This window comes from Deinococcus aquaedulcis (assembly GCF_019693445.1).
GTDB classification, from domain to species: Bacteria; Deinococcota; Deinococci; order Deinococcales; family Deinococcaceae; genus Deinococcus; species Deinococcus aquaedulcis.
In genome coordinates, this window is record NZ_JAHRBL010000001.1 from 199193 (window position 1) to 219373 (window position 20181).

The window sequence follows — 20181 nt, forward strand, 5'->3', positions numbered from 1 at the left end:
AGGGGGGTGACTGGCGGCGGGCGGCGGGGCGGGCGTACACTGGCCGCACTCACCATGACCCGGCCTGCGCCCCCCACGGATGACGCCTCTGGGCTGCTGGGCGCCCTGCTGGACGAAGCCGAAGAACTGCGCAACGTCCGGCCCGAACTGGCCTACGCCCTGGCGCAGCGGGCCCTGGGCCGACTGGGCGAAGATGCCTGCAGCCGCACCGCTGTGCGCGCCCTGTTTTTGATGGGGGTGGCGCAGTACGAACACAAGGAGCTGCACAGCGCCCTGCGGCTGCTGAACACGGCGGCGGGCCGGGCGCGGCGCCTGGGCGACGAACCCCTGGAGGTGCGCGCCCTGAACGCCGTGGCCCTGGTGCTGGCCGATCTGGGCGATTTTGGCCGCGCGGTGGGGCTGCACCTGGGCAACCTGGAGCGCACCCGCGCCCTGGGAGACGTGCCGGGGCAACTGCGGGCGCTGGTAAACCTGAGTGCGCTGCACGCCGACGCCTTCGAGCGCGATCTGGCGCTGCGCTACGCCCGGGAAGCGGTGTCGCTGGCCCAGAAGACCGGCCTGCCCGAATTCGAGGTGCAGGCCCAGCACGCCCTAGGCGTGGTGCACAGCCGCGCCGGGCAGCACAAGGCAGCGCTGGGGGTCTTCGAGCGCGCGCTGTTGCAGGTGCGCCGCCACGGCCTGTACGCTTTTGAAGCGCTGGTGCTGGGCGGCCTGTTTGGCGGTCTGTGCGCCTTGAACCGCCCCAGCGAGGTGCTGGCCCACGCCCGCGAATTGGACCTGAAGGTGCACCCGGCCCTGCCGGTGCTGGCGCAGTTTCGCCTGAACCTCTCGCTGGGCCGCGCCCACGCCGCCTGCGGGGACCCGGAGGCGGCCGATCCCTTTCTGGGAGCGGCCCTGGCGCTGGCCCAGAGCGCCAACCTGCTGCGCGAGGCCGCCGAGGCCCACGCGGCGCTGGCGGCCGTGCGCCGCACCCAGGGCCGGCTGGAAGCCGCCCTGGGCCACCTGGAAGCCGCCCGCACCATTGACCGCGAGCAGCTGGACGCCGCCGGGGAACAGCGCGCGCAGCTCCTCAAGGCCCAGCTGGCCGCCGAGCGCGAGCGCGCCCGCACCCGCGAACTGCAGGCGGTGCAGGTGGCCCTGCGCCACCAGGCCATTCACGACCCTCTGACCGGGCTGGCCAACCGCGCGGGGCTGCAGGCCCGCCTGGACGACCTGCTGGCGTTCCGGCAACCTTTTGGCCTGCTGTTTACCGACCTGGACGAGTTCAAGCGCGTGAACGACACCCTGGGCCACGACGCGGGCGACACCCTGTTGCGGCAGGTGGCCGGGCGGCTGCAGGCGCTGGTGGGCGAGGACGCGGCGCGTTTTGGCGGCGACGAGTTTATTGTGCTGTTTCCGCTGGGCGGCGAGGGCCCTGGGCTGTGGGAGCGCGCCCAGCGGGTGCTGAATGAACTGGGGGCGCCGCTGTGGCTGGACGGGCGGGCCATGACCCTGCGGGTGTCGGGCGGGCTGGTGGCCTACCCCGCCGACGGCACCGACGCCTCCACGCTGCTGCGCCGCGCCGACACCGCCATGTACGTGGCCAAGCGCGCCCAGCGCCATCTGGTGCGCTACCTGCCTGCCTTCGAGCGCGAGGTCACCGAGCGCCTGGACCTGGATCAGGCGCTGCGCCGGGCGCTGGCGCGGCAGGAATTCCGGGTGGCCTACCAGCCGGTGTGCGACCTGAAAACGGGCCTGCCGGTGGGCGCCGAGGCTCTGGTGCGCTGGGAGCGCCCGGGGGTGGGGCTGGTCAGCCCGGGGCAGTTTATCGGCGTGGCCGAGGACAACGGCCTGATTCGCCCGCTGGGCGAGTGGGTGCTGCGCGAGGCCTGCCGGCAGGCGGGGCTGTGGCGCGCGGCGGGGCTGGGGCTGCTGTCGGTGGCGGTGAACGTTTCGCCGGTGCAACTGGCCGATCCTGGATTCACCGGCGCCGTGGAAGCCGCGCTGGCCGACTTCGCCCTGCCGCCCCGGGCCCTCAGTCTGGAGGTCACCGAGCAGGTGGCAGTCACCGATCTGCGCGAGGCGGGCCAGCGCCTCTCAGCCTTGCGGGCGCTGGGTGTGCGGATTTCGCTGGACGACTTTGGCACCGGCCAGAGCAGCCTCGCGGTGTTGCGCCACCTGCCCATTGACACCCTGAAGCTGGATCAGGCCTTTGTGCGTGACGCCCCCGGTGAGCCCGCCGCCCAGGCAGTGATTTCTGCCCTGCTGGCCCTGACCGCCGGCCTGGGCCTGCACGTGGTGGCCGAGGGCGTGGAAACCCAGGCCCACCGCGAGGCCCTGCTGGGGCTGGGGGGCGGGGCGGCCCAGGGCTACGCCTTTGCCCCGCCCCTGGCCCCCGACGAGTTTCAGCGCTGGTGGCTGGCGCAGATGGCGTAAGAGGGCTGCCGCAGCCTTCCGTCCGGGGTGATGCTTCGGACCAGAAGGATATTTGCAGATCGGCGCCGCAGAGCAGCAACAGCAACGGAGGTCCGGGCGTTGGCTGTGAAAGGCACTGAAGGCAAGCAACATCTGGTTCTGGCCGGGCTGTGACAGATGAGGAACGGCAGCCCGTATCACCCCAGGTAGGGTTCAAGCCCGGCGAAGCGGCAGTGGCGAACACGTCGTCTCGGACGATGGACCTGCTCATTCCCCACTACGGCGCAGTTCTGCGCGTCCTACACAAGGGAAGGCGGAAAAGACCGTTTTTATTGAGCCGCCCCAGCTGAACTGTTGAATTGATTCGAACAATTGAAAACCCAGCGGGGGGCTGGGGGAGAGGCGTGGCCTGGAAGTCCTGGCTGGTCAGGCTGATCGCGGTGCAGGCCTTTTCCTGTCGCTGGCCCACATGAGGGGCGGGGCTCAAACGCGGCGTGCCCTCAATGCCCATAACTTCGGGAGGTTGTGGACCCGGGCGGCTCATCCTCAACGCCCTTCAACCTGGGCGGCCTGCCCCCTTTTTCTCTCAGTGGGCGCAGCCAAAGCGGGAATCTTGGACTCCGGGCTCTAGGCAGGCGCGGGTCAGTCGGGTAGCCTGACCCCTGCAACCCACAATCCACACCCCAACTGGCCCATCTGTGGCCGGCCCCCTACTGCTGTGACTGGAGGTTTTTATGCCTGTTCGTCCTGCCCGATCTGCCTGTGCCCTGCTGCTGTGCGGCCTGCTGGCGGCCTGCGCCCCACACCCGGCCCCGCCCGTACAGGCCACCGCCATTCCCGAAGGCTTCAGCGAGGCGCTGCTGGCCCTGAGCCCGGCGGCCAGCCCCGCCCTGGGTGCCCAGGCCGCCGCCTGCCCCACCCAACTGGCGCTGCCCTACGGAGCGGCCGGGCTGGATACGGGCGTGTACTGGTATTCCCGGGCCGAAACCGGTTCGCCCGGCGGCGTGGGCTGCAAGGCGCGGGGTGACGGCGCCGCTATTCCCGGCTACTACGACCCCGCCCGCCCGGTGCTGATCTTTGTGCATGGCTGGCAGGACGGCAGCACCAAGGCCGGCAAGCGCGACTCGTTTTATTTCAGCGAGGCCAACCAGAGCGTGGCCGACGCCTGGATTGCCGCCGGCTGGAATGTGGGCCTGTTTCACTGGACCCAGCTGGCCGACGACGAGGGCACGGGCGGCGTGCCCTACCACGCCCAGGCCAAGATCTGGACGGCGGGCTACACCTACCGCGACGCGCTGGGCCGCACCCAGGACATCCGCATGCGCTACCGCCGCCCAGATGGCACCTACACGCAGACGGGTATGCCCACGGTGAGCGCTGGAACGCTGTTTTACACCGCCTACAAGAGTGCCCTGTCGGCCTGGACCTACAGCGGCGCGGAGGGTGTGCGCGTCATGGGGCACTCGCTGGGCTCGCAGATGGCGCTGGCCCTGGCCGAAAAAGCCTATGCTGACCCGGGCCTGCCGGCCAGCAAGCGCCCCAGTCGCATCGTACTGGCCGACCCTTACTGGTCGCCCGCCAGCGCCGGTTCGGGGCACTCCTACAGCTTCCTGAGCCCCGACGCCAACCCAGCCGCCCGCAGCGCCCGCATTGCCCAGAGCCTGAAACAGAGTGGCGCAGCGGTGGAATGGATCAAGTCCAGCCGCCTGCTGGACCTGGGCGGCGACAACAACCTGAACATGGCCAAGTTCATCAGCCGCACCGAGATTTTCCCTGAATACATCTTTGATCTGAACCCCGCCAGCGGGCTGGCGCGCAAGCACGGCGTGGCCCCGCGCTGGTACATGTGGACCCGCTCCTTTGCCCCCAACGGCGCGGTGAGTGCCGCCAACACCCAGGCCGGGGCCGTCAGCCGCATGAACAGCGGTGTGCGCTACGACCAGCAGGGCGGGCGCAGCACCGTGAGCCCGGGTGACGACACGTTTGTGAGTGGGCCAAATCCATAAAGGCGGCGTGTAGAGAGTGGTGAGTGGGAAGTAGGGAAGGGCAGCGGGAGGCCAGTGCCTAGGGGGCTTGTGCCCTCAAAAAGCGAGTGGGAGGGTGGCCGCACATGGCCCCCTCCCACTTCCTACTCTCCACTTCCTGCTTCCCCCCTCACCCTCCACGCGCTCACCAGCAGCAGGCCCGAGAGCACGGCGCAGATCAGCGCCAGGGTGGAAAAGCCGGACCCGGCGATGACCACGCCGCCCAGCAGGGTGCCGGTGCCTGCGGCCACGTAGCCCAGGCCATCGGTCACGCCCTGGGCGGCGGGAAAGCGGGTCAGGGCCTTGCTGCCGGTCACAAAGGCCAGATTCCAGCCCAGGCCCAGCAGAAACAGGCTGACGGCCAGCCAAGGGGTGCCGGGCAGGGTGGCCGTCAGGGCCGCCGCCGTCAGCAGCGCCGCGCCGCCCGCGTAGCCAAAACGCAGCCCCCAGCGGTCAATCAGGGGCCCCGTCAGCCAGCCAAAGCCGAACATGCCCAGGATGTGCCCGCTGATCAGCGCGGCCACCCCGGCGTGTTCCATGCCCATATGGTGGGCGCGCAGCGGGGTCAGGCTCATCAGGGTGACCATCAGGCCCTGCGCGGTGGCCAGGGCCAGCGCCGTGGATTTCACGCCGGGAATGGCAAAGGCCGCGCGCAGCCCCAGGCGCTCGCCCGGGGTCTGGGGCAGGGTCTGGGACTGCGCCCGCAGGGGCCGCCACGCCCGCAGCAGCAGCGCCGCCACGCCCAGCAGCGCGCCCGCCACCAGCCAGCCGGCCACTTCGGCACTGGTGCCCAGCGCCGCGCCCAGGGTTTCAATGGGCCGGGCCGCCCCGGTAATCAGGAACGAGCCCACCACGCTCATAAGCATCAGCGCGCCCAGGGCAGAGCCCCGGCGGGCGTCGGGCACGCTTTCGGCGGCGGCGTAGCGGGCCTGCTGGTAGCCGCCCTGCGCCGCGCCCATCAGGCCTGCGCCCAGCAGAAAGAGGGGCAGCAGCCCGGCGCGCGCCCCCAGAAACCCGGTCAGGGCCCCCACGGTGCCCAGCGCAAAGGCGCCACTTAAGCCGCTGCGGCGGCCCCGGCGCAGCATCCAGGCCCCGAACAGCCCAGCCGACAGCGCGGCGCAGGCGCTGATCAGGGTGGCAGGCAGGCCAGCCAGGCCCTCGAAGCCCAGTTCGCTCATGATCAGGCTGGACAGAACGGTGCTGACGGTGGTAGCCCCCGTGGCCAGGGCCTGCGCCCCGTACAGCGGCGCCAGTCGCCCAGCGTTCAGGGCGGGGGTGTTCAGGGCCGCCTCACTCATGGGCAGCGGCGCGGGGACAGCAAGGTGCGGCGGGGCAGCTCATTGTGGCGTTCCCTTCAGTGACGCAGGACGGCGGCGCGCGTCACGCCTCGCCCTGGGCCTGCCAGCGGGCCTGCACCGCGCCGCGCAGGTAGGCAGTGGCATCCTCGGTGCTGGCGCCGGGGGTGAATACGCGCCCCACGCCCAGCTCCTGCAGTTTGGGCAGGTCCTGGTCGGGAATGATGCCGCCCCCGAACACGATGATGTCGTCGGCGCCGCGTTCGCGCAGCAGGCCCATCACCTCGCGGAAATAGTGCATGTGGGCCCCAGACAGCACCGACAGGCCAATGGCGTCCACGTCCTCTTGCACGGCGGCGTTCACGATCATCTCGGCCGTCTGGCGCAGGCCGGTGTAGATCACTTCCATGCCGGCGTCGCGCAGGGCGCGCGCCACCACCTTGGCGCCCCGGTCATGGCCATCCATGCCGGGTTTGGCGATAAGTACCCGAATGCGGCGGTCTTCCATACACTTCCTCCTCAGCGCGCCTGCAGGTGCAGGCGGGGGTGCAGATTCCGAACAGGCCCCTGGGCGCGGGCCTAACGAGCGTTTGCCGCATTCTACGTGCTGGGCCCGGTGCCATGGCGCACACGAAAATCATCACACGGTCATCAGTTTCGCGGTGTACAACCCTCTCATGAACGCCCTGCTTTCCAGCCTGACCCTGGCCGCCCTGAGTGCGCCGTCCCCGGCGGGCCCTGTGGGCACCACCTGGACGCTGCAGACTGTGCAGCTGCCCGGCCGCGCGCCCATCACCCCGGGGCCGGCCCTGGCCCGCCCCACCCTGCGGCTGGACACCAGCAGCGGCGCCCTGAAGGTCAGCGGCTCGACCGGGTGCAGCCCCCTGACGGGCACCGGTACGCTGAAGGGGCAGGCGCTGCTGCTGCGCGGCCTTTCGGGGGGCAGCAGCATGAATTGCCCCGACGCAGCCCTGAGTCTGCGTGAGGACTATCTGGCGCTTCTGGCGCGCACCACTCGCTTTGAGCAGAAGGGCAACACCTTGACCCTGGTGGCCGGCGCGGGCCGCCTGACCTTCACCGCTGGAGGCGCCGTGAACACTCCTTCTTCTGGAAGCCCGTCGCAGCCGGCTTCGCTGGACGGCACCTATGTGGCGAGTGGGCTGAAGTTGGGACCGCGCCAGATCCCCCTGCGCGGCGTGCTGAGCGTGACCGTCAAGGGCCCGGCCCTGAGCCTGGGCGGCGTGGTGGGCTGCAACAGCCTGCGCGCCCAGGGCACCCGCCTGCCCAGTGGCGCGTTTCAGTTCATGGGGGTGGCCGGCACGCGGCTGCTGTGCCCCGCCCCTCAGGCCGAGGCCGAGCAGGCCCTGAGCGCCGTGCTGCGCGGCCCCCTGAGCCCGGCCCTGAATGGGACCACCCTCACCCTGACCGGTCAGGCTGGGGTGTTGACGCTGACGCGCCTGAGCCCGGGGGCTGCAACGGGCACGCCGGCGGGCGTTCCCACCGGCACCTACCGCCTGAAGACGCTGGGAGGCCAGCCCGCCCCGCAGACCGCGCGCCCCGTCGTGCTGACCTTTGAAAACGGCCGTGTGGGCGGAGTGGATGGCTGCAACTCTTTCGGTGCCCCGGCCTCAGTCTCGGGGGACCGCCTGACAGTGAAAGGGGGAGTGACCAGCACTCGCATGATGTGCCCCGAGGAACAGACCCTGCCGCTGCTCGCGCTGCTGGAGGCTGGCCCCACCCTGAAGGTGGCCGGCAAGACCTTGACCCTGCAAGCCGGGGATCAGGTCTGGGAATTCGAGAAGAACTGAGGCTGAGGCAACACAAAGACAGGGCGAACTGATGATGGTTCGCCCTGTCTTCGTGTTGCTGCCAATCCGGCCCTTACCGCGCTGCCCGTTCCACGCGGGCGGCCACGCGCTCGCGGCCCAGGGTCGCCAGTAGGTCGGGCAGGTCGGGGCTTTCCAGGGTGCCGGCCACCGCCGCGCGCACCGGGGGCATCACCTTGCCCAGCTTCAGGCCCTTTTCCTCGGCGTAGGTCGTAAACGCCGCCTTGATGCTGACCGGATCAAAGGTGGGCAGGTTCTTCAGGCGTGCGGCCAGTTCGGGCAGCAGGTCGCGCCCCGCGTCAATGGCGGCCTGGGCCTTTTCGGTCACCGGGTAGTCCTCGCGCCAGAAGTAGGGGGTTTTGTCCAGAAACTCGCTGAAGACGTCCATGCGCGGGGTCATCAGGCGGGCCACGGCGCGGAAGTAGTCGTCCAGGGGCAGCTCTACCTTTTGTCCGGCCAGATGGGCGTGCAGGCGCCGGGCCACCTCGTCCTCGCCCAGCACCTCGCGCAGGTACTTGCCGTTGTACCAGCGCAGCTTGTCCAGGCTGAACACGGGGCCGCCCAGGGTCACGTCTTCCAGGCGGAACACGCGCTGGAACTCGGCCAGATCAAACACTTCCAGGCCGTCCGGGTGCGTCCAGCCCATCGTGGCCAGAAAATTCAGCATCGCTTCGGGCACAAAGCCCTGCTGCTGGTACCACTCCACGCTGGTGGGGTTCTTGCGCTTGCTGATCTTGGACTTGTCGGCGTTGCGCAGCAGCGGCATGTGGGCCCACACGGGCTCATTCCAGCCAAACGCCTGGTATAGCAGCACATGGATGGGCGTGGAGGTAATCCATTCCTCAGCGCGCACCACATGGGTCACGCCCATCAGGCGGTCATCCACCACGTTCGCCAGGTGATAGGTGGGAAAGCCGTCGGCCTTGAGCAGCACCTTGTCGTCAATGTCCCGGTTCTGAAAGTGAATGGGGTCGCGCAGCCGGTCATTCACCACCGTTTCGCCCTCGCGGGGGACCTTCAGGCGAATCACGGCGGCCTCGCCGGCGTCTGCGCGGGCCTGGGCTGCTGCTGGGTCCAGGTCGCGGCTGGGCACGGCGATCACGCGGCCCTCCTTCTGAGCGGCTTCGCGCAGGGCCGCCAGTTCCTCGGGCGTCTCGAAGGCATAGTAGGCGTGGCCGCTCTGCACCAGCTGGCGGGCGTAATCGCCATACAGGTCAAATCGCTCGCTCTGGCGGTAGGGGCCGTTTTCGCCGCCCTGCAGCGGGCTCTCGTCGGGCGTCAGGCCCAGCCACTGCATCATCTGAAAGATGCGCTGTTCGCTGCTCTCGACATAGCGGCCCCGGTCCGTGTCCTCGATGCGCAGGATGAAGGTGCCGCCCTGCTGGCGCGCCAGGGTGTGGTTAAACAGGCCGATATAGGCGGTGCCCACATGGGGGTCACCCGTGGGGCTGGGGGCAATGCGGGTCACGACAGACATGGGGCACAGGATACGGGTCTGGCGCACGCCGGGCCGCGTGGTACAACGGACGCGACATGTGGCGTTTCTTGTGGCGGGCGGCGGCCCTGTGTACTGCGCTAGGCGTCAGTGCGCAGGCTGCAGAAGAGTGTGGGTTTCCCCGCGCGGCAGAATTCGGGTCGCTGCGGCTGGCCCAGGTCACCGTGGCCCGGGCCATGTTCACCACCGCCGGGGGCGCGCCGTTGCCAGGGCGGCCCTACGTGGTGCAGGGCGATCTGGTGATTCAGGGCCCGTCCCAGGGTGGGCGGCGCTGCACCCTGTGGCTGCCCCTCCCCGGCGCCCCCACCGATGAAACGCGCGGCTTTCTGCGCGACACGCAGGTGCGCCCGGTGCCCGCAGGCCCGCTGACCGGGCGCTGGACCGCCGGGCGGCCGGACCTGTTTATCGAGATTAGGCCCGGAGGGCAGGTGAGCGGCCAGGCGCTGCGGTTCTTGCCCAGCGGCAGTGCCAATGTGGGCGAGATGCAGGGGGGCCTGACCCTGCGTGGCGCCACCTGGGTGTACCGCAGCGCAGGCTGCGAGGTCACCATGCGCCCGCTGGGCCCCTGGCTGCTGGTGGCCGACGACTGGTTGCAGAAACCCGACGATAGGCGCTGCGGCGGGGTCGGCGTGTCGTTTAGCGGGTGGTATCGGCGCGAGCCCTGAGCGGCCCTGGGTGCTGCCCGAACGCTGGGCATGACGTGGCCGGGACCTGGGGCACCCCAGCGCGCTCCGCCTTGACGGCCACCAACGCCGCGACTGCCTGCGGCCACGCCCCCCATCTGCGTGGCCTGCCCGGCCCCGCTATCCTCGCCCCCATGCTGCGTGAGGTCACCGACCGCTTTTTCGGCTATTACCCCGGCACTGTGGCCCTAGTCACCGCCGCGCACGGCGAGACCCGCAACGTGATGGCGGCGGGCTGGCACACGGCCCTCAGCGCCCAGCCGCCTCTGTACGGCGTGGCCGTGGGCAAAGAGCGCGCCACCCATCCCCTGATTCTGGCCAGCGGCACCTTTGGGGTGAATTTTCTGCCCCTGGCGCAGGCCGGGGCGGTGCAGGGCAGCGGGACCTACAGCCTGCACGGCGGCCACGACAAGCACGCCCTGCTGGCGCTGCCCACCCTGCCCGCCGCGCCGCTGGCCCTGCAGGGCGCCTACCTGCACTACACCTGCCGCGTGACCCAGGTCCTGCCCACGGGCGACCACGACCTGATCGTGGGCGAGGTGCAGGCCGTGCACTACGACCCCGACGCCTATGACGACCAGGGCCTGCTGATCGCCCCGCCCGCCATCTACCTGGGCCGCAGCGTGTACACCACCACCGCCGAGATGCGCGTGACGCATGGCCCATGAGGTGCTGCTGTGGCACCGGGACGGCCAGCGGGTGTGGCGCACCCCGGCGGGCGGCGGGCTGACTCTGGCCCTGGCCCCCGGTCAATCTCTGGACGCGGCCCTGAGCGCCGCCCTGGGCCCAGTGTGGCTGCTGCACGACGGCGGGCATCTGTTCGGGCAGAGCGGGCTGATTCAGGTGCAGGCCCTGGAAGAACGACATCCGACCGGTGGCGGCGGTTGGAGCCGGGACCTGCCCCCGCCCCTGCCGGGGACCCGGCCCTGGCAGCAGCCCGGTTGGCCAGACCGGGCGACGCGGCTGGCTGACCACCTGCTGCGCGGCGCGGGCCGTGAGCGCCAGGGGCCGCTGCGGCTGCACTTCGCCAGCGACCTGACGGCCACCCACGCCCTTGAGACCGACCAGGGGCCCGCGTGGCTGAAGGTGAGCGGCACCGGCCAGGAAGCCCGGCTGACCACCCACCTCGCCGCGCGGCATCCGGGCCTGCTGCCCCCGCTGCTGGGGGCCGACCCCGGGCAGGGCGCCCTGCTGAGCGCCGATGGAGGCCCATTGCTGGACGGCGTGGCGGATCTGGGTGCCTGGACCGGGGCCCTGGCGCGCCTGGGCACCTTTCAGCGCGTGGCCGACCCGGCGGCCCTGGCCGCGCTGGGTGCACCGGCTCTGCCCCTGGCCCAGACGGTGGCGCGTGTGGACGCCCTGCTGGGCGACGCGGCGGTGCTGCGGGGCTGGGGCGTGGATCCAGCAGTGGCCGAGACACTGGCAGCGGCCCGGCCCCGGATTCGCGCCGCTTACGCCGATCTGCAGACCCACGGCCTGCCCGACCAGCCCGCCCACGGCGATGCCCACCCCCGCAACGCCCTTCATAGCGTCGCGCACGGGGCCGTGTGGTTCGACTGGAGCGAGGCCGCCAGCGCCGCCCATCCTTTCATGGACGCGGGGTGGTTCCTGGCCTTTGCCCTGCACCCGGGCCGCGCGGGGCTGCCCGTGTGGCAGGCCAGTGGCGCAGCGGACCGGCTGGCGGCGGCCTACCTGCACGCCCTGGGCGCCCCCGAGGCCACGCCGCTGCTGTGGCGCGCGCTGCCGCTGGCCCTGCTGCACCGCGCGGCGGTGTACGACGAGACCTTTCGCTGCTGGCAGGGCACTGTGCCGGGCGTGCGGCCCAACTACGTGCCCTATTACCTGCGGCTGGCCGCCCAGAGCCTGGGGCGCCTGAAAGCGGGAACCACCTGACCTGAAGGGTCTACCTTCAGGTCAGGTGGGGTGACCAACGCAAGTGAGCGCCACAGAGAGCGGTTGGCGTGGGGTTGAGGGGGTGCGTTCCGCCCCTGGGCGGAACGGGAGACCGCTATGGGCTCGCTCAGGCCCACCCTTCGGAAAATGCGGTGTCGGCAAAAAGGGGCCGGGCCACGGCCAGAAAGTCCGGCCAGCGGGCGGCAGGGTAGCGCCGCGAGAGGTGCAGCAGGCGCAACTGGCCCACCCCACTCGCCGCCGCCAGCCGCGCCACCTGATCCACTGCCGTGTGATGGTGGCGCGCGGCCAGATGGGCGTCCTCGGGCAGGTACTGGGCCTCGGCGTACAGGGTGTCCACGCCGGCGAGCCAGGGCACCAAAGCCGTGAACGCCGCCTCGTCCAGAAGAAAGTCGGTCAGGTAGGCGGCACTCTGGCCCGGCTCTCGCCGCAGCAGGGCCGCGCGCAGGTCGTCGGCGTCGCGGGGGCCGGCGGGGGTGTCCAGTGGGCCCACGGCGCCGCCCTTGAGGGCCGCCAGCCACGGGCCGCCCGGCAGCCCCAGGGCGCGCAGCCCCGCCGGATCAATGTTGACCCGCTCCGGTTCCTGCAGGCGAAACCCCAGGCAGGGCCCCTGGTGCGAGAGGGTAATGGCCCGGACCTCCACCTGCGGTGTGGTCAGCAGCGGGCCGCCGTCGAGGGAGCGTTGCCCGGCCGGGTGCATGACCGAGAACGCCTGGCTTGCCTGAAAGGCGAAACTCTCCACCCGGTCCGGGAACACGTCGTGGACCTGCCACACGCCTCCCAACTCCGGGGCGTGGTTCCACCAGAAGCCCTGAAAGCGGTGCTGCAGGATGCGCGCGGTGCCCGGCGGCCCCCAGACATGGTTCTCGCCGGGGCGGTCAAAGGTGGCGCGGAAAAAGGCGTCAAAGCCGCTGATGTGGTCCATGTGCAGGTGCGAAAGCAGCAGGTGACGGGTGTCCTGCAGGGTGGCCAGCGGCAGGGTCTCGGCGGTGCCGGCGCCGCAGTCCAGCAGCAGGCGGGTGTGGCCCTGGCCGGCCTCGGCCGTGACCAGCAGGGCGTTGTCGGCCGCTGGGCGGCCCAGAACCTGAATGTGCAGCATAGGGGCCTCCGGGGTCGCCGCCCGGCGCTGGGGCGCGGGCAGCGATGCGGCGTTCATGGTGCCACCCCTGGCCGCCCGGGGGCATCCGCCAGCTGGCGGGACAGCACTGGTGGGGCAGGGGAGGCCGGTGGGTGTACCCCTCGTCCCACCGCCCGCGCCTGTAACGAAGTTCACGCGGGCCGACAGGGCATTGACGCGCCCGGTTCATCCTGCTCCCCATGAAGGTGTCCCTTGCTCTAACCGTGTTGACCCTGAGTGCCCCGGCGGCGGCGGCCGTCTCCGTGGGCATTGGCGGCGAGATTCGCAATCCGCAGGCCCTGGCCCGGGTGGGCGGGCCGGACGTGCGCATCCTGCTGACCAACCTCAGCGAGGGCTGGCTGCTGGGCGCGGGGTCGGTCTCGGGGTCGCGCTTCAATATCGCCATTCCCGAAGCCTTTCAGCCCCCGGTGCGCTCGCTGGACCTGTGCCCGGGGGTGCAGGTGAGCCCGGCGGGCGCGCGCACCTACACCGCCGAAACGCTGCTGGCCTACCACGCGCCCAGCGGCAGCCTCGCGGCCGTGATTCAGGCGGACCATCCCACCACCCCCACCCGGCGCGGGCAGTGGATGTACAGCGACCGCACCGTGACCATCAAGGGCCGCTGCGCGGGGCTGAACACCTACTACAACCTCACGCTGCGCCAGGGCTGGACCGGCGTGATGACCGTCTCGCGCGATGGCCGCTTTGAGGTGACGAACGTGGCCGCCCGCCTGCCCTACTGGGTGCAGCCGGTGATGACCCGCGCGGCCCGCGCCACCTTTCCCGCCCTGTTCAGCGGCCAGCGCAGCGCTTTTACCCTTCGCTGAGGCCGGACTCAGCGGCGCCGGGACCCGCTGAGCGCCCAGCGGCGGCTGGCCCCGGCGCGGCGGCGTCCCGGCCCCGGGGCACATCGCGCACGCCCCGGCGGCCAAAGGTGTGCGCCAGATCGCGCTCGGGCAGGCGCAGGGCGGTGGGGCGGCCGTGGGGGCAGGCCCAGGGCTGCTCGCAGGCGGCCAGGGCGCGCAGCACCGCCTCGCCCCGGGCGTGGTCCAGCATGCCCGCCTTCAGGGCCGGGGCGCAGGCCAGCCGCGCCAGCACCTCGCGCTGCGGATCGGGGCCGGTGCCCAGCGCCGCTTCCACAATCTGTTCGTGCAGCCGGGGCACGCTCAGGGCGGCCAGCGTGGCGGGCAGGGTGCGCAGCCGCGCCAGCCCCGCCCCGAAGTCTTCCAGGGTCAGGCCCCAGGCCTGCAGTTCCGGGGCGCGTTCGTGCAGCCGGGCCAGCTGTTCCGGGGTCAGGTGCAGCAGTTCGGGCTCGGGCAGGTCCAGCGGGGGGGCGGCCAGCAGATCGCGCCGCAATGCCTCGTACAGCGCGCGCTCATGGGCGGCGTGGGCGTCCACGATCCACAGGTCGCCCTCGCCCTGCGCCAGCAGGTACAGCTCCTGATACACCCCCAGCAGCGTCAGCGCCGGAAAGTGCTCGTGGGTGGGCGGGGGCGGCGCGGCAGCGGGCGAGAGGGGGGTGGGCGCCACGCGCGCCAGGGGGTGGCGGCTTAGGGCCTCGGCCACGGCCGCGCGCACCGCCGCCGCCACGCCGCCCAGGTCGGCCAGCGCCACCACCTGCTTGGCCGGATGCACGTTGGGGTTGTGTTCGTCCGGGCCCACGGTCAGGTCCAGCACGCACAGGGGCGCGGCGCCGGCCGGCAGCAGTTCGCCGTAACCCTCAATCACCGCGCGTTCCAGTTCGGGGGGGGCCTGCACGGGGCGGCCATTCACGCTGAAGTGCATGCGGTCGCGCCGGGGCCGCGTGAGTTCGGGGCGCGACACCACCCCGCGCACCGCGCCCTGCGCCACGGCCAGCACCCGGTTGGCGTTCAGGGGCCCGTACACGCTGGCCACCGCGCCCCGGTGGTCGGCGGGCGCGTGCGAGAGCCGCACCTCGCCGTCCACGCACAGGCGCCAGTGCAGGCCGGGCCAGTGCAGCACGTAGCGCCCCAGCAGGGCCGTGACCTCGCGGGCCTCGGCAGCCGGGGGCGCCTGGGTGCGCAGGCGCGCGGGCAGCCGGGCAAAGAGGCGCCGCACCGTGACCGTGGTGCCGGCCGGTGCCGAGGTGCGGCCCACCTGAATCTCCTCGCCGCACGCCAGCAGCTCGCACGCGCCCACCTGCGCGGCCGGGCGCGTGACCAGATGCAGCTCGCCCGCCTGCGCCGCCGCCCACAGCGCCTCGCCCCGGAAGCCCAGGGTGGTCACCTGCAGCGCGGCGCCCGTGTCTGGGGCCAGCTTGCTGGTGGCGTGCCGCAGCGGGGCCAGCCCCACGGAGGCGGCCGGAATCCCGCCGCCGTTGTCGCGCACCCGCACCAGGGTCAGGCCGCCGCCGTCCAGTTCCACCTCAATGCGGGTGGCGCCCGCGTCCAGCGCGTTGTCCACCAGTTCGCGCACCACGTCCAGCGGGCGCGAAACCACCTCGCCCGCCGCGATCAGACGGGCGACGTGTTCGGGCAGCACGTGAATGGCAGGCGAGGTCATGGGCGCCGTCAGGGTAACGGGTTTGGGCGTGGGCGTTGCTGCTCTGGGTTCCAGTCGGGGCGGCCCGTTTCTCCAGTCCCCGGGCCGTGTCACGTTGCCGTCAGAGCGCGCCGCCTACGCTGCGGGCCATGACCGGCGGACTGGGGATAGAGGTGCAGGGCTTTACCAAGCGCTACGGGCGGCATCAGGCGGTCAGCGACCTCAGTTTCAGGGTGCCACCGGGGCAGGTGTTCGGGCTGCTGGGCAGCAACGGCGCGGGCAAGACCACCACCATCCGCGCCCTGGTGGGCCTGACCCGCCCCAGCAGCGGCGCCGTGCGGGTGGCGGGCTTTGATGTCTGGAAAGAGCCGCTGCGCGCCAAGGCGGCCTTTGGCTACATCCCGGACCGGCCCTACCTGTACGGCAAGCTCAGCGCCCGGGAACTGCTGCGCTTCGTGGGCCAGCTTTACCGCGTGCCCGGTGCCGACACGACCATTGACCGCTGGCTGGACGTGTTCCGCCTGACCGATTTTGGCAACGAGCCCGTCGAAACCTACTCGCACGGCATGCGCCAGAAGGTGGCGATCATTGCCGCGCTGCTGCCCGACCCCCCGGTGCTGATCGTGGACGAACCGCTGGTGGGCCTGGACCCCCACGCCGCGCGGCAGGTGCGTGAACTGTTCCGCGACCACGCTGACCGGGGCCGCGCCGTGCTGCTGACCACCCACTCGCTGCCGCTGGCCGAAGCGGTGTGTGACCGGCTGGTGGTGCTGGACCGGGGCCGGGTGCTGGGCGAGGGCACCATGGACGACCTGCGCGCCCGCACCGGCACCGAGGCCGGCGGGGTGCACGGCGACAGCCTGGAGCGCATCTTCTTCCGGCTGCTGGAAGAGGAGCAGGCTCAGGCCGAGCGAGTGGCCGAGGCCCCGGCATGACTGCCCGGCCAGCGCGGGCCCCCAGCCTGTGGGGCCTGAAGCTGCGGGCCCTGCGGCGCACCCTGCAGCGTGGCCCCCGCTGGGGGTACGCCTTTGTGGGGGTGCTGGCCCTGCTCCTGCTGATTGCTGAGGTCTACGGGAGCTGGCGGGCCCTGACCTTCCTGGGCCGGTTCGGGGACATCGGCCTGAACGTGTTTGCGCGCGTACTGGAAATTGGCCTGATCACCCTGTCCAGCGGCGTGGCCTTCAGCGCCACCACGGCCGCCATCTCCACGCTGTACCTCAGCGACGACCTGAATTTCCTGCTGGCCCAGCCTCTCTCGGCGGTGCGGGTGTTTGCCCTGAAGGTCACCGAAACCTTCCTGAATGCGGCCCTGGTGCCCCTGCTGCTGACCCTGCCGCTGCTGCTGACGGTGGCGGTGTTTTTTCAGGCGCCGCTGTGGGCCTACCCGGTTATGGGACTGGCGGCCCTGCTGGTGTTCGCAGCCCCGGTGGGTCTGGGGGCGCTGCTGGCCGTGTTCCTGATGCGGGTGGCCCCGGTGGGCCGCGTGCGCGAAGTCAGTACCGCCCTGGGGGTGTTGATCAGCGCAGGGCTGGTGTACGCCATCCGCGCTCTGCGCCCGGAGGTGCTGGTGCAGCGCCTGCAGGACCCCACGAAGGTGGAAGCGGTGCTGCGCGACTTCGGCGGGCCAGGCAGTCCCCTGCTGCCGCCGTCGTGGGCAGCGCAGGGGATCTGGCAGGCGGCGCACGGCACGCTGGCGTGGCCCCTGCTGCCGCTGGCGCTGCTGACAGCCGGGCTGCTGGTGGCGGCCACCCTGCTGGCCGCGCGCGCCTACCAGGAGGGCTGGGCCCGCGCCCTGGATTCCAGCACCCCAAAGCTGGACCCCACCCCCCGCCGCGCCGGAACAGTAGAGCGCCTGTTCAGCCGCCTGGGCCAGGGGGGCAGCCTCGCGGCCAAGGACCTGCGCCTAACCCTGCGCGACCCCACCCAGTGGAGCCAGCTGCTGGTGGTGGTCGCGCTGGCGGGCGTTTATCTGGTGAGCGTGCGCGCGGTGCCCATTCCGGTGCCGCAGTTCCGGGGCATTCTGGGGTATATCCAGCTGGCGTTTCAGGGCTTCATCATCGCCGGGGTGGCGGTGCGCCTGGCCTTTCCCGCCGTTTCCACGGAAGGCCGCGCGTACTGGCTGCTGCGCACGGCACCCATCTCGCCGCGCCAGATTGTTCTCAGCAAGTTTCTGGGTGTGCTACCGGTCACGCTGGTTATGGGGCTGGTCATGGGGCTCACTAGCGCGGCCGCCATGGGTCTGGGGCCCACGCTGTTTCTGCTCAGCGCCCTGGTGAGTGTCAGCAACGCCTTTGTGATCACGGCGCTGGGCGTGGGCCTGGGCGCGGCGGCCCCCAAGTTCGACGCGGATAACCCCGCCGAACTTGGCGTGAGCCCTGGCGGGCTGGCTTTCATGGGCCTGAGTCTGCTGTACTCGGTGGTGTGCCTGCTGCTGCTGGCCCGCCCGGCTGCCGCCAGTGTGCTGCGCCCGGATCTTTTTCCTGGTTACGCTGCGTTGTGGACGCTGGAAGGGGGCTTGGGCCTGCTGGGGCTGGCCGTGGCGACCGTGCTGGGTACGTGGCTCAGTTTGCGCCTGGGGTGGGGTCGGCTGGAGCGATGGGAGTAGAGGGGTTTATGCCGCCGTCGGTACCCTGGCCGCAACTCTAACCAAGTCGAGAGTAGGCTGAAGGGTTGGAAGCATCTGACCAACGAAAACAAGTTCGTCTAGGAGAGGCGCTAAGTCGAGGCAGTTCTGCTCGGTCAGCAGAGCAGGCGGTGTCGTTGAGAAGGCAAGCTCTAGAAGATTTGTTGCGGTGTGGAGGCAGCCTGCCCGACAAGCATCTGCAGAGAGTACATAGAGATAAATGGCTGATGCGGTTGCTGCTGGCGGTAACATATTCAGGAATCTAAGAGGCGCCGAAAGCTGCGGTACGTCCTCATGTCGCTAAATCCACTATGTCAGAAAACTTGATACCCACCATATCAAGTTTTCTTCGTATGACTTGTATTACTTTTCGTGGCTGTTTTGTCGTATAATAAGTCGCATGCGTAGTATCATCCGCGTGATATTGTCCCTAGGTATTCTCTCTTTAGGTTCCGCCAATACAGAGAAGGTTTCTGTTTGCATGATTGATACGTCATGTGTTGCCATGAATCCAGGCGTATCGCCCATAGAAGATGACGGTAATTGACCTCGTCTGTGAATGATTAAGTCACAGATATGTCGATTGGCCATTCTGATTTATTTGATTATGCGAGATTCATAGACTGGCTTCGGGATCAAGAGGATAAGGGTGTTGATGATAAGGCGATCATCGACACCTTGCTGTCTTATGGGACGGCAGTCGCCTTGTATAGAGCCGCCGCCTTTGCTTTAAAGCAGCGGTATAAAGACTCCTCTCAGATGGAGGAATGGTTGGCTGAGGCTTATAGATGCAGTGATGGTGATTTGAATGATTTAATTGGAATTTTTAGGGTTTATTACTTTGTGCAGGTGCCACAAATCACCGATAACAGGAGAATATCTTTAGAGTCAGCTATTGAGGCATATAGGAAATATTTAAACGAACTTAATTTTAAAAGAGTTAATAATATAAATCTTGAGGGGCAGTATATTTCTTTGGATGGCTTAATTAGAATATATAAACGTCTACAAAATATTTCGGAAATTAGATTGCTGGTGCCTGAGATACTTGAAAGTGTTCTTAAAATTAATAGCGAAATTCTTTATCAACACACGGTGATACAATTGGCGAACGCCTATGCACTTGCTGGCCATTACAGTGAGGGATTAGATTTATTGATTGAATTAGAATTGCGGCAGACTATACTTAGCAATAGGGAGTTAATGTTTTTGAATCTAAATTTAGCAGGTCTTTATTTAAATCTTGGAAATATAAAGAATTCGATCATATCCCTAGAGAAAAGAATACCGCAAAAAGCTGCAACCGATTTATCGATAGGATACACACAGCTTGTTAGACTATATTACGGTCTTTCTTACAAGGAAGATATAAGAATAGGTACACCAAGCCATATATGGCATATTGACACTTTGCAGAACTTCTCCAAAGCCGATTCATTGAATCCTGTGGGGAAAAATTTGCTTGAGAGAGAACAAAATTTGCGAGAGGTGCTTAGTATATCTGAACGCTCCATCACACGTGATACATATGAAACTGATTTGTTCTTCGGTTATTGGGTCAGGGTCAGGGCACGCCTGATCTTGGGAGAATATGGAATGGCTGTTCAAGAGCTCAATCCTTCAAGGTTTCCTGGCCCAGAAGAACTCTACAACCGTGTTCTCCTCGCTGCACTTGACCTTGAATTGGCAATGACACCCTTGGACATTCTCCGTACACCACTGCTCGAAGCAGAGGAGCGGTTCAGAAAGGTGTTCGAGGACGCACGGACGATCCGCCACGCCGACCCTGAAGGCTTGGCTGGGCTGGTCATCCGCTGGCATCCCCAAGCCGCAGCCTATGCAGCGCTGATGCCGCAGCCTGTGCGGGAATGTTTCCCCGCGCTTGACCTGATCATGCGGGTTTCCAACCGAGCCTCCTGGCGCGGACAGGCTGTTCCGGCGCCTCTAGTCGCTCACCTCACCCGTCTGGGGCTGCGCGTGCCGACCATTGGCCTCAGTGTGGGCGGCAACGTGGCCTACCAGATTGCCCGGCTGGGCCGCGAGGAGAACGGTGTGAAAATCTGGGGGCCGGTGCTGCCCCTGTTGCCCATGCTGGCCGCGCTGGCGCGGGGCGGCCCGGACCACCTGACCATCGCGCGGCGCGCCTGGAAAGATTTCGGGGTGCTGCCCACCGGCAACCACAATGATCCAGCGCTGGCCGACGTGGTCGAGGTCTGGCGTGCGGTGGTCGACGGGCAGCGCCCCCTGGCCGATGGCTTACGGGCGCTGCAAGACCTTTAACCAGTCGCGCCCCTGCTGAGGGCGATTGAAT

Annotated in this window: 16 protein-coding genes; 11 read left to right on the plus strand and 5 right to left on the minus strand. The window is 68.8% G+C overall.

All coding sequences use genetic code 11. The features are described 5' to 3' along the window. The first annotated feature begins 54 nt into the window (after positions 1-54). Both KMW22_RS00975 and KMW22_RS00980 read left to right on the plus strand, forming a co-directional pair. Complete coding sequence (locus KMW22_RS00975) at positions 55-2415, plus strand: putative bifunctional diguanylate cyclase/phosphodiesterase (protein WP_221088139.1); 2361 nt, start codon at positions 55-57, stop codon at positions 2413-2415. A 713-nt stretch (positions 2416-3128) separates the two neighbouring features. Then, entirely contained in the window at positions 3129-4400 is a 1272-nt protein-coding gene (locus tag KMW22_RS00980) for a hypothetical protein (protein ID WP_221088140.1), read from the plus strand. Between the two features lie 122 nt (positions 4401-4522). On the opposite strand, the gene KMW22_RS00985 is transcribed toward KMW22_RS00980, so the two are convergent. Continuing rightward, positions 4523-5716, minus strand: coding sequence for an MFS transporter (locus KMW22_RS00985; protein WP_221088141.1), 1194 nt, complete (start codon positions 5714-5716; stop codon positions 4523-4525). 82 nt (positions 5717-5798) lie between these two features. Then, the gene (locus KMW22_RS00990) at positions 5799-6221 is read right to left on the minus strand and encodes a cobalamin B12-binding domain-containing protein (RefSeq protein WP_221088142.1); all 423 of its coding nucleotides are present in this window, start codon (positions 6219-6221) and stop codon (positions 5799-5801) included. 169 nt (positions 6222-6390) lie between these two features. Between KMW22_RS00990 and KMW22_RS00995 the strand changes: the two genes are divergently transcribed. Continuing rightward, positions 6391-7521 carry an META domain-containing protein gene (locus tag KMW22_RS00995; RefSeq protein WP_221088143.1) on the plus strand — a complete coding sequence of 377 codons (1131 nt, stop codon included), beginning with the start codon at positions 6391-6393 and terminating at the stop codon, positions 7519-7521. Between the two features lie 73 nt (positions 7522-7594). Here the strand turns inward: KMW22_RS00995 and gltX are convergent, their stop codons facing one another. Then, the gene (gltX, locus tag KMW22_RS01000) at positions 7595-9016 is read right to left on the minus strand and encodes a glutamate--tRNA ligase (protein ID WP_221088144.1); all 1422 of its coding nucleotides are present in this window, start codon (positions 9014-9016) and stop codon (positions 7595-7597) included. A 56-nt stretch (positions 9017-9072) separates the two neighbouring features. On the opposite strand from gltX, the gene KMW22_RS01005 reads away from it, so the two are divergent. The 3 genes from KMW22_RS01005 (at position 9073) to KMW22_RS01015 (ending at position 11610) form a co-directional block, all read left to right on the plus strand. After that, entirely contained in the window at positions 9073-9699 is a 627-nt protein-coding gene (locus KMW22_RS01005) for a hypothetical protein (protein WP_221088145.1), read from the plus strand. Between the two features lie 152 nt (positions 9700-9851). Continuing rightward, positions 9852-10385, plus strand: coding sequence for a flavin reductase family protein (locus tag KMW22_RS01010; protein WP_221088146.1), 534 nt, complete (start codon positions 9852-9854; stop codon positions 10383-10385). Further along, positions 10375-11610: a hypothetical protein gene (locus tag KMW22_RS01015; protein ID WP_221088147.1), complete on the plus strand. Its 1236-nt coding sequence runs from the start codon at positions 10375-10377 to the stop codon at positions 11608-11610. The genes KMW22_RS01010 and KMW22_RS01015 overlap by 11 nt, the downstream gene beginning before the upstream one ends. 127 nt (positions 11611-11737) lie before the next feature. Here KMW22_RS01015 and KMW22_RS01020 read toward each other — a convergent pair whose 3' ends face one another. Then, positions 11738-12784 (minus strand): MBL fold metallo-hydrolase, encoded by a 1047-nt coding sequence (locus KMW22_RS01020; RefSeq protein ID WP_235692414.1) that lies wholly within the window; start codon positions 12782-12784, stop codon positions 11738-11740. Positions 12785-12945: 161 nt separating this feature from the next. Between KMW22_RS01020 and KMW22_RS01025 the strand changes: the two genes are divergently transcribed. Continuing rightward, a complete protein-coding gene (locus KMW22_RS01025; RefSeq protein ID WP_221088148.1) occupies positions 12946-13572 on the plus strand; it encodes a hypothetical protein in 627 nt (208 codons plus the stop codon). Here KMW22_RS01025 and mutL read toward each other — a convergent pair. Continuing rightward, positions 13559-15268 (minus strand): DNA mismatch repair endonuclease MutL, encoded by a 1710-nt coding sequence (mutL, locus tag KMW22_RS01030; RefSeq protein ID WP_221088149.1) that lies wholly within the window; start codon positions 15266-15268, stop codon positions 13559-13561. The two genes, KMW22_RS01025 and mutL, sit on opposite strands and share 14 nt — an antisense overlap. 128 nt (positions 15269-15396) lie before the next feature. Between mutL and KMW22_RS01035 the strand changes: the two genes are divergently transcribed. From KMW22_RS01035 to KMW22_RS01050, 4 genes are all read left to right on the plus strand, one after another. Continuing rightward, positions 15397-16182 (plus strand): ABC transporter ATP-binding protein, encoded by a 786-nt coding sequence (locus KMW22_RS01035; protein WP_221088150.1) that lies wholly within the window; start codon positions 15397-15399, stop codon positions 16180-16182. Beyond that, positions 16179-17852 (plus strand): putative ABC transporter permease subunit, encoded by a 1674-nt coding sequence (locus tag KMW22_RS01040; protein ID WP_221088151.1) that lies wholly within the window; start codon positions 16179-16181, stop codon positions 17850-17852. Before KMW22_RS01035 ends, KMW22_RS01040 begins: the two co-directional genes overlap by 4 nt. 418 nt (positions 17853-18270) lie before the next feature. Continuing rightward, on the plus strand, positions 18271-18417 hold the full coding sequence (locus KMW22_RS01045; protein ID WP_221088152.1) for a hypothetical protein: 147 nt from the start codon (positions 18271-18273) through the stop codon (positions 18415-18417). Between the two features lie 29 nt (positions 18418-18446). Continuing rightward, on the plus strand, positions 18447-20150 hold the full coding sequence (locus tag KMW22_RS01050) for a hypothetical protein (RefSeq protein ID WP_221088153.1): 1704 nt from the start codon (positions 18447-18449) through the stop codon (positions 20148-20150). Positions 20151-20181: the final 31 nt, after the last annotated feature.

Coding starts and splice junctions, on each gene's coding strand:
- KMW22_RS00975 (WP_221088139.1), top strand. CDS start 55: ATGACCCGGCCTGCGCCCCCCACGGATGACGCCTCTGGGCTGCTGGGC.
- KMW22_RS00980 (WP_221088140.1), top strand. CDS start 3,129: ATGCCTGTTCGTCCTGCCCGATCTGCCTGTGCCCTGCTGCTGTGCGGC.
- KMW22_RS00985 (WP_221088141.1), bottom strand. CDS start 5,716: ATGAGTGAGGCGGCCCTGAACACCCCCGCCCTGAACGCTGGGCGACTG.
- KMW22_RS00990 (WP_221088142.1), bottom strand. CDS start 6,221: ATGGAAGACCGCCGCATTCGGGTACTTATCGCCAAACCCGGCATGGAT.
- KMW22_RS00995 (WP_221088143.1), top strand. CDS start 6,391: ATGAACGCCCTGCTTTCCAGCCTGACCCTGGCCGCCCTGAGTGCGCCG.
- gltX (WP_221088144.1), bottom strand. CDS start 9,016: ATGTCTGTCGTGACCCGCATTGCCCCCAGCCCCACGGGTGACCCCCAT.
- KMW22_RS01005 (WP_221088145.1), top strand. CDS start 9,073: ATGTGGCGTTTCTTGTGGCGGGCGGCGGCCCTGTGTACTGCGCTAGGC.
- KMW22_RS01010 (WP_221088146.1), top strand. CDS start 9,852: ATGCTGCGTGAGGTCACCGACCGCTTTTTCGGCTATTACCCCGGCACT.
- KMW22_RS01015 (WP_221088147.1), top strand. CDS start 10,375: ATGGCCCATGAGGTGCTGCTGTGGCACCGGGACGGCCAGCGGGTGTGG.
- KMW22_RS01020 (WP_235692414.1), bottom strand. CDS start 12,784: ATGAACGCCGCATCGCTGCCCGCGCCCCAGCGCCGGGCGGCGACCCCG.
- KMW22_RS01025 (WP_221088148.1), top strand. CDS start 12,946: ATGAAGGTGTCCCTTGCTCTAACCGTGTTGACCCTGAGTGCCCCGGCG.
- mutL (WP_221088149.1), bottom strand. CDS start 15,268: ATGACCTCGCCTGCCATTCACGTGCTGCCCGAACACGTCGCCCGTCTG.
- KMW22_RS01035 (WP_221088150.1), top strand. CDS start 15,397: ATGACCGGCGGACTGGGGATAGAGGTGCAGGGCTTTACCAAGCGCTAC.
- KMW22_RS01040 (WP_221088151.1), top strand. CDS start 16,179: ATGACTGCCCGGCCAGCGCGGGCCCCCAGCCTGTGGGGCCTGAAGCTG.
- KMW22_RS01045 (WP_221088152.1), top strand. CDS start 18,271: ATGCGTAGTATCATCCGCGTGATATTGTCCCTAGGTATTCTCTCTTTA.
- KMW22_RS01050 (WP_221088153.1), top strand. CDS start 18,447: ATGTCGATTGGCCATTCTGATTTATTTGATTATGCGAGATTCATAGAC.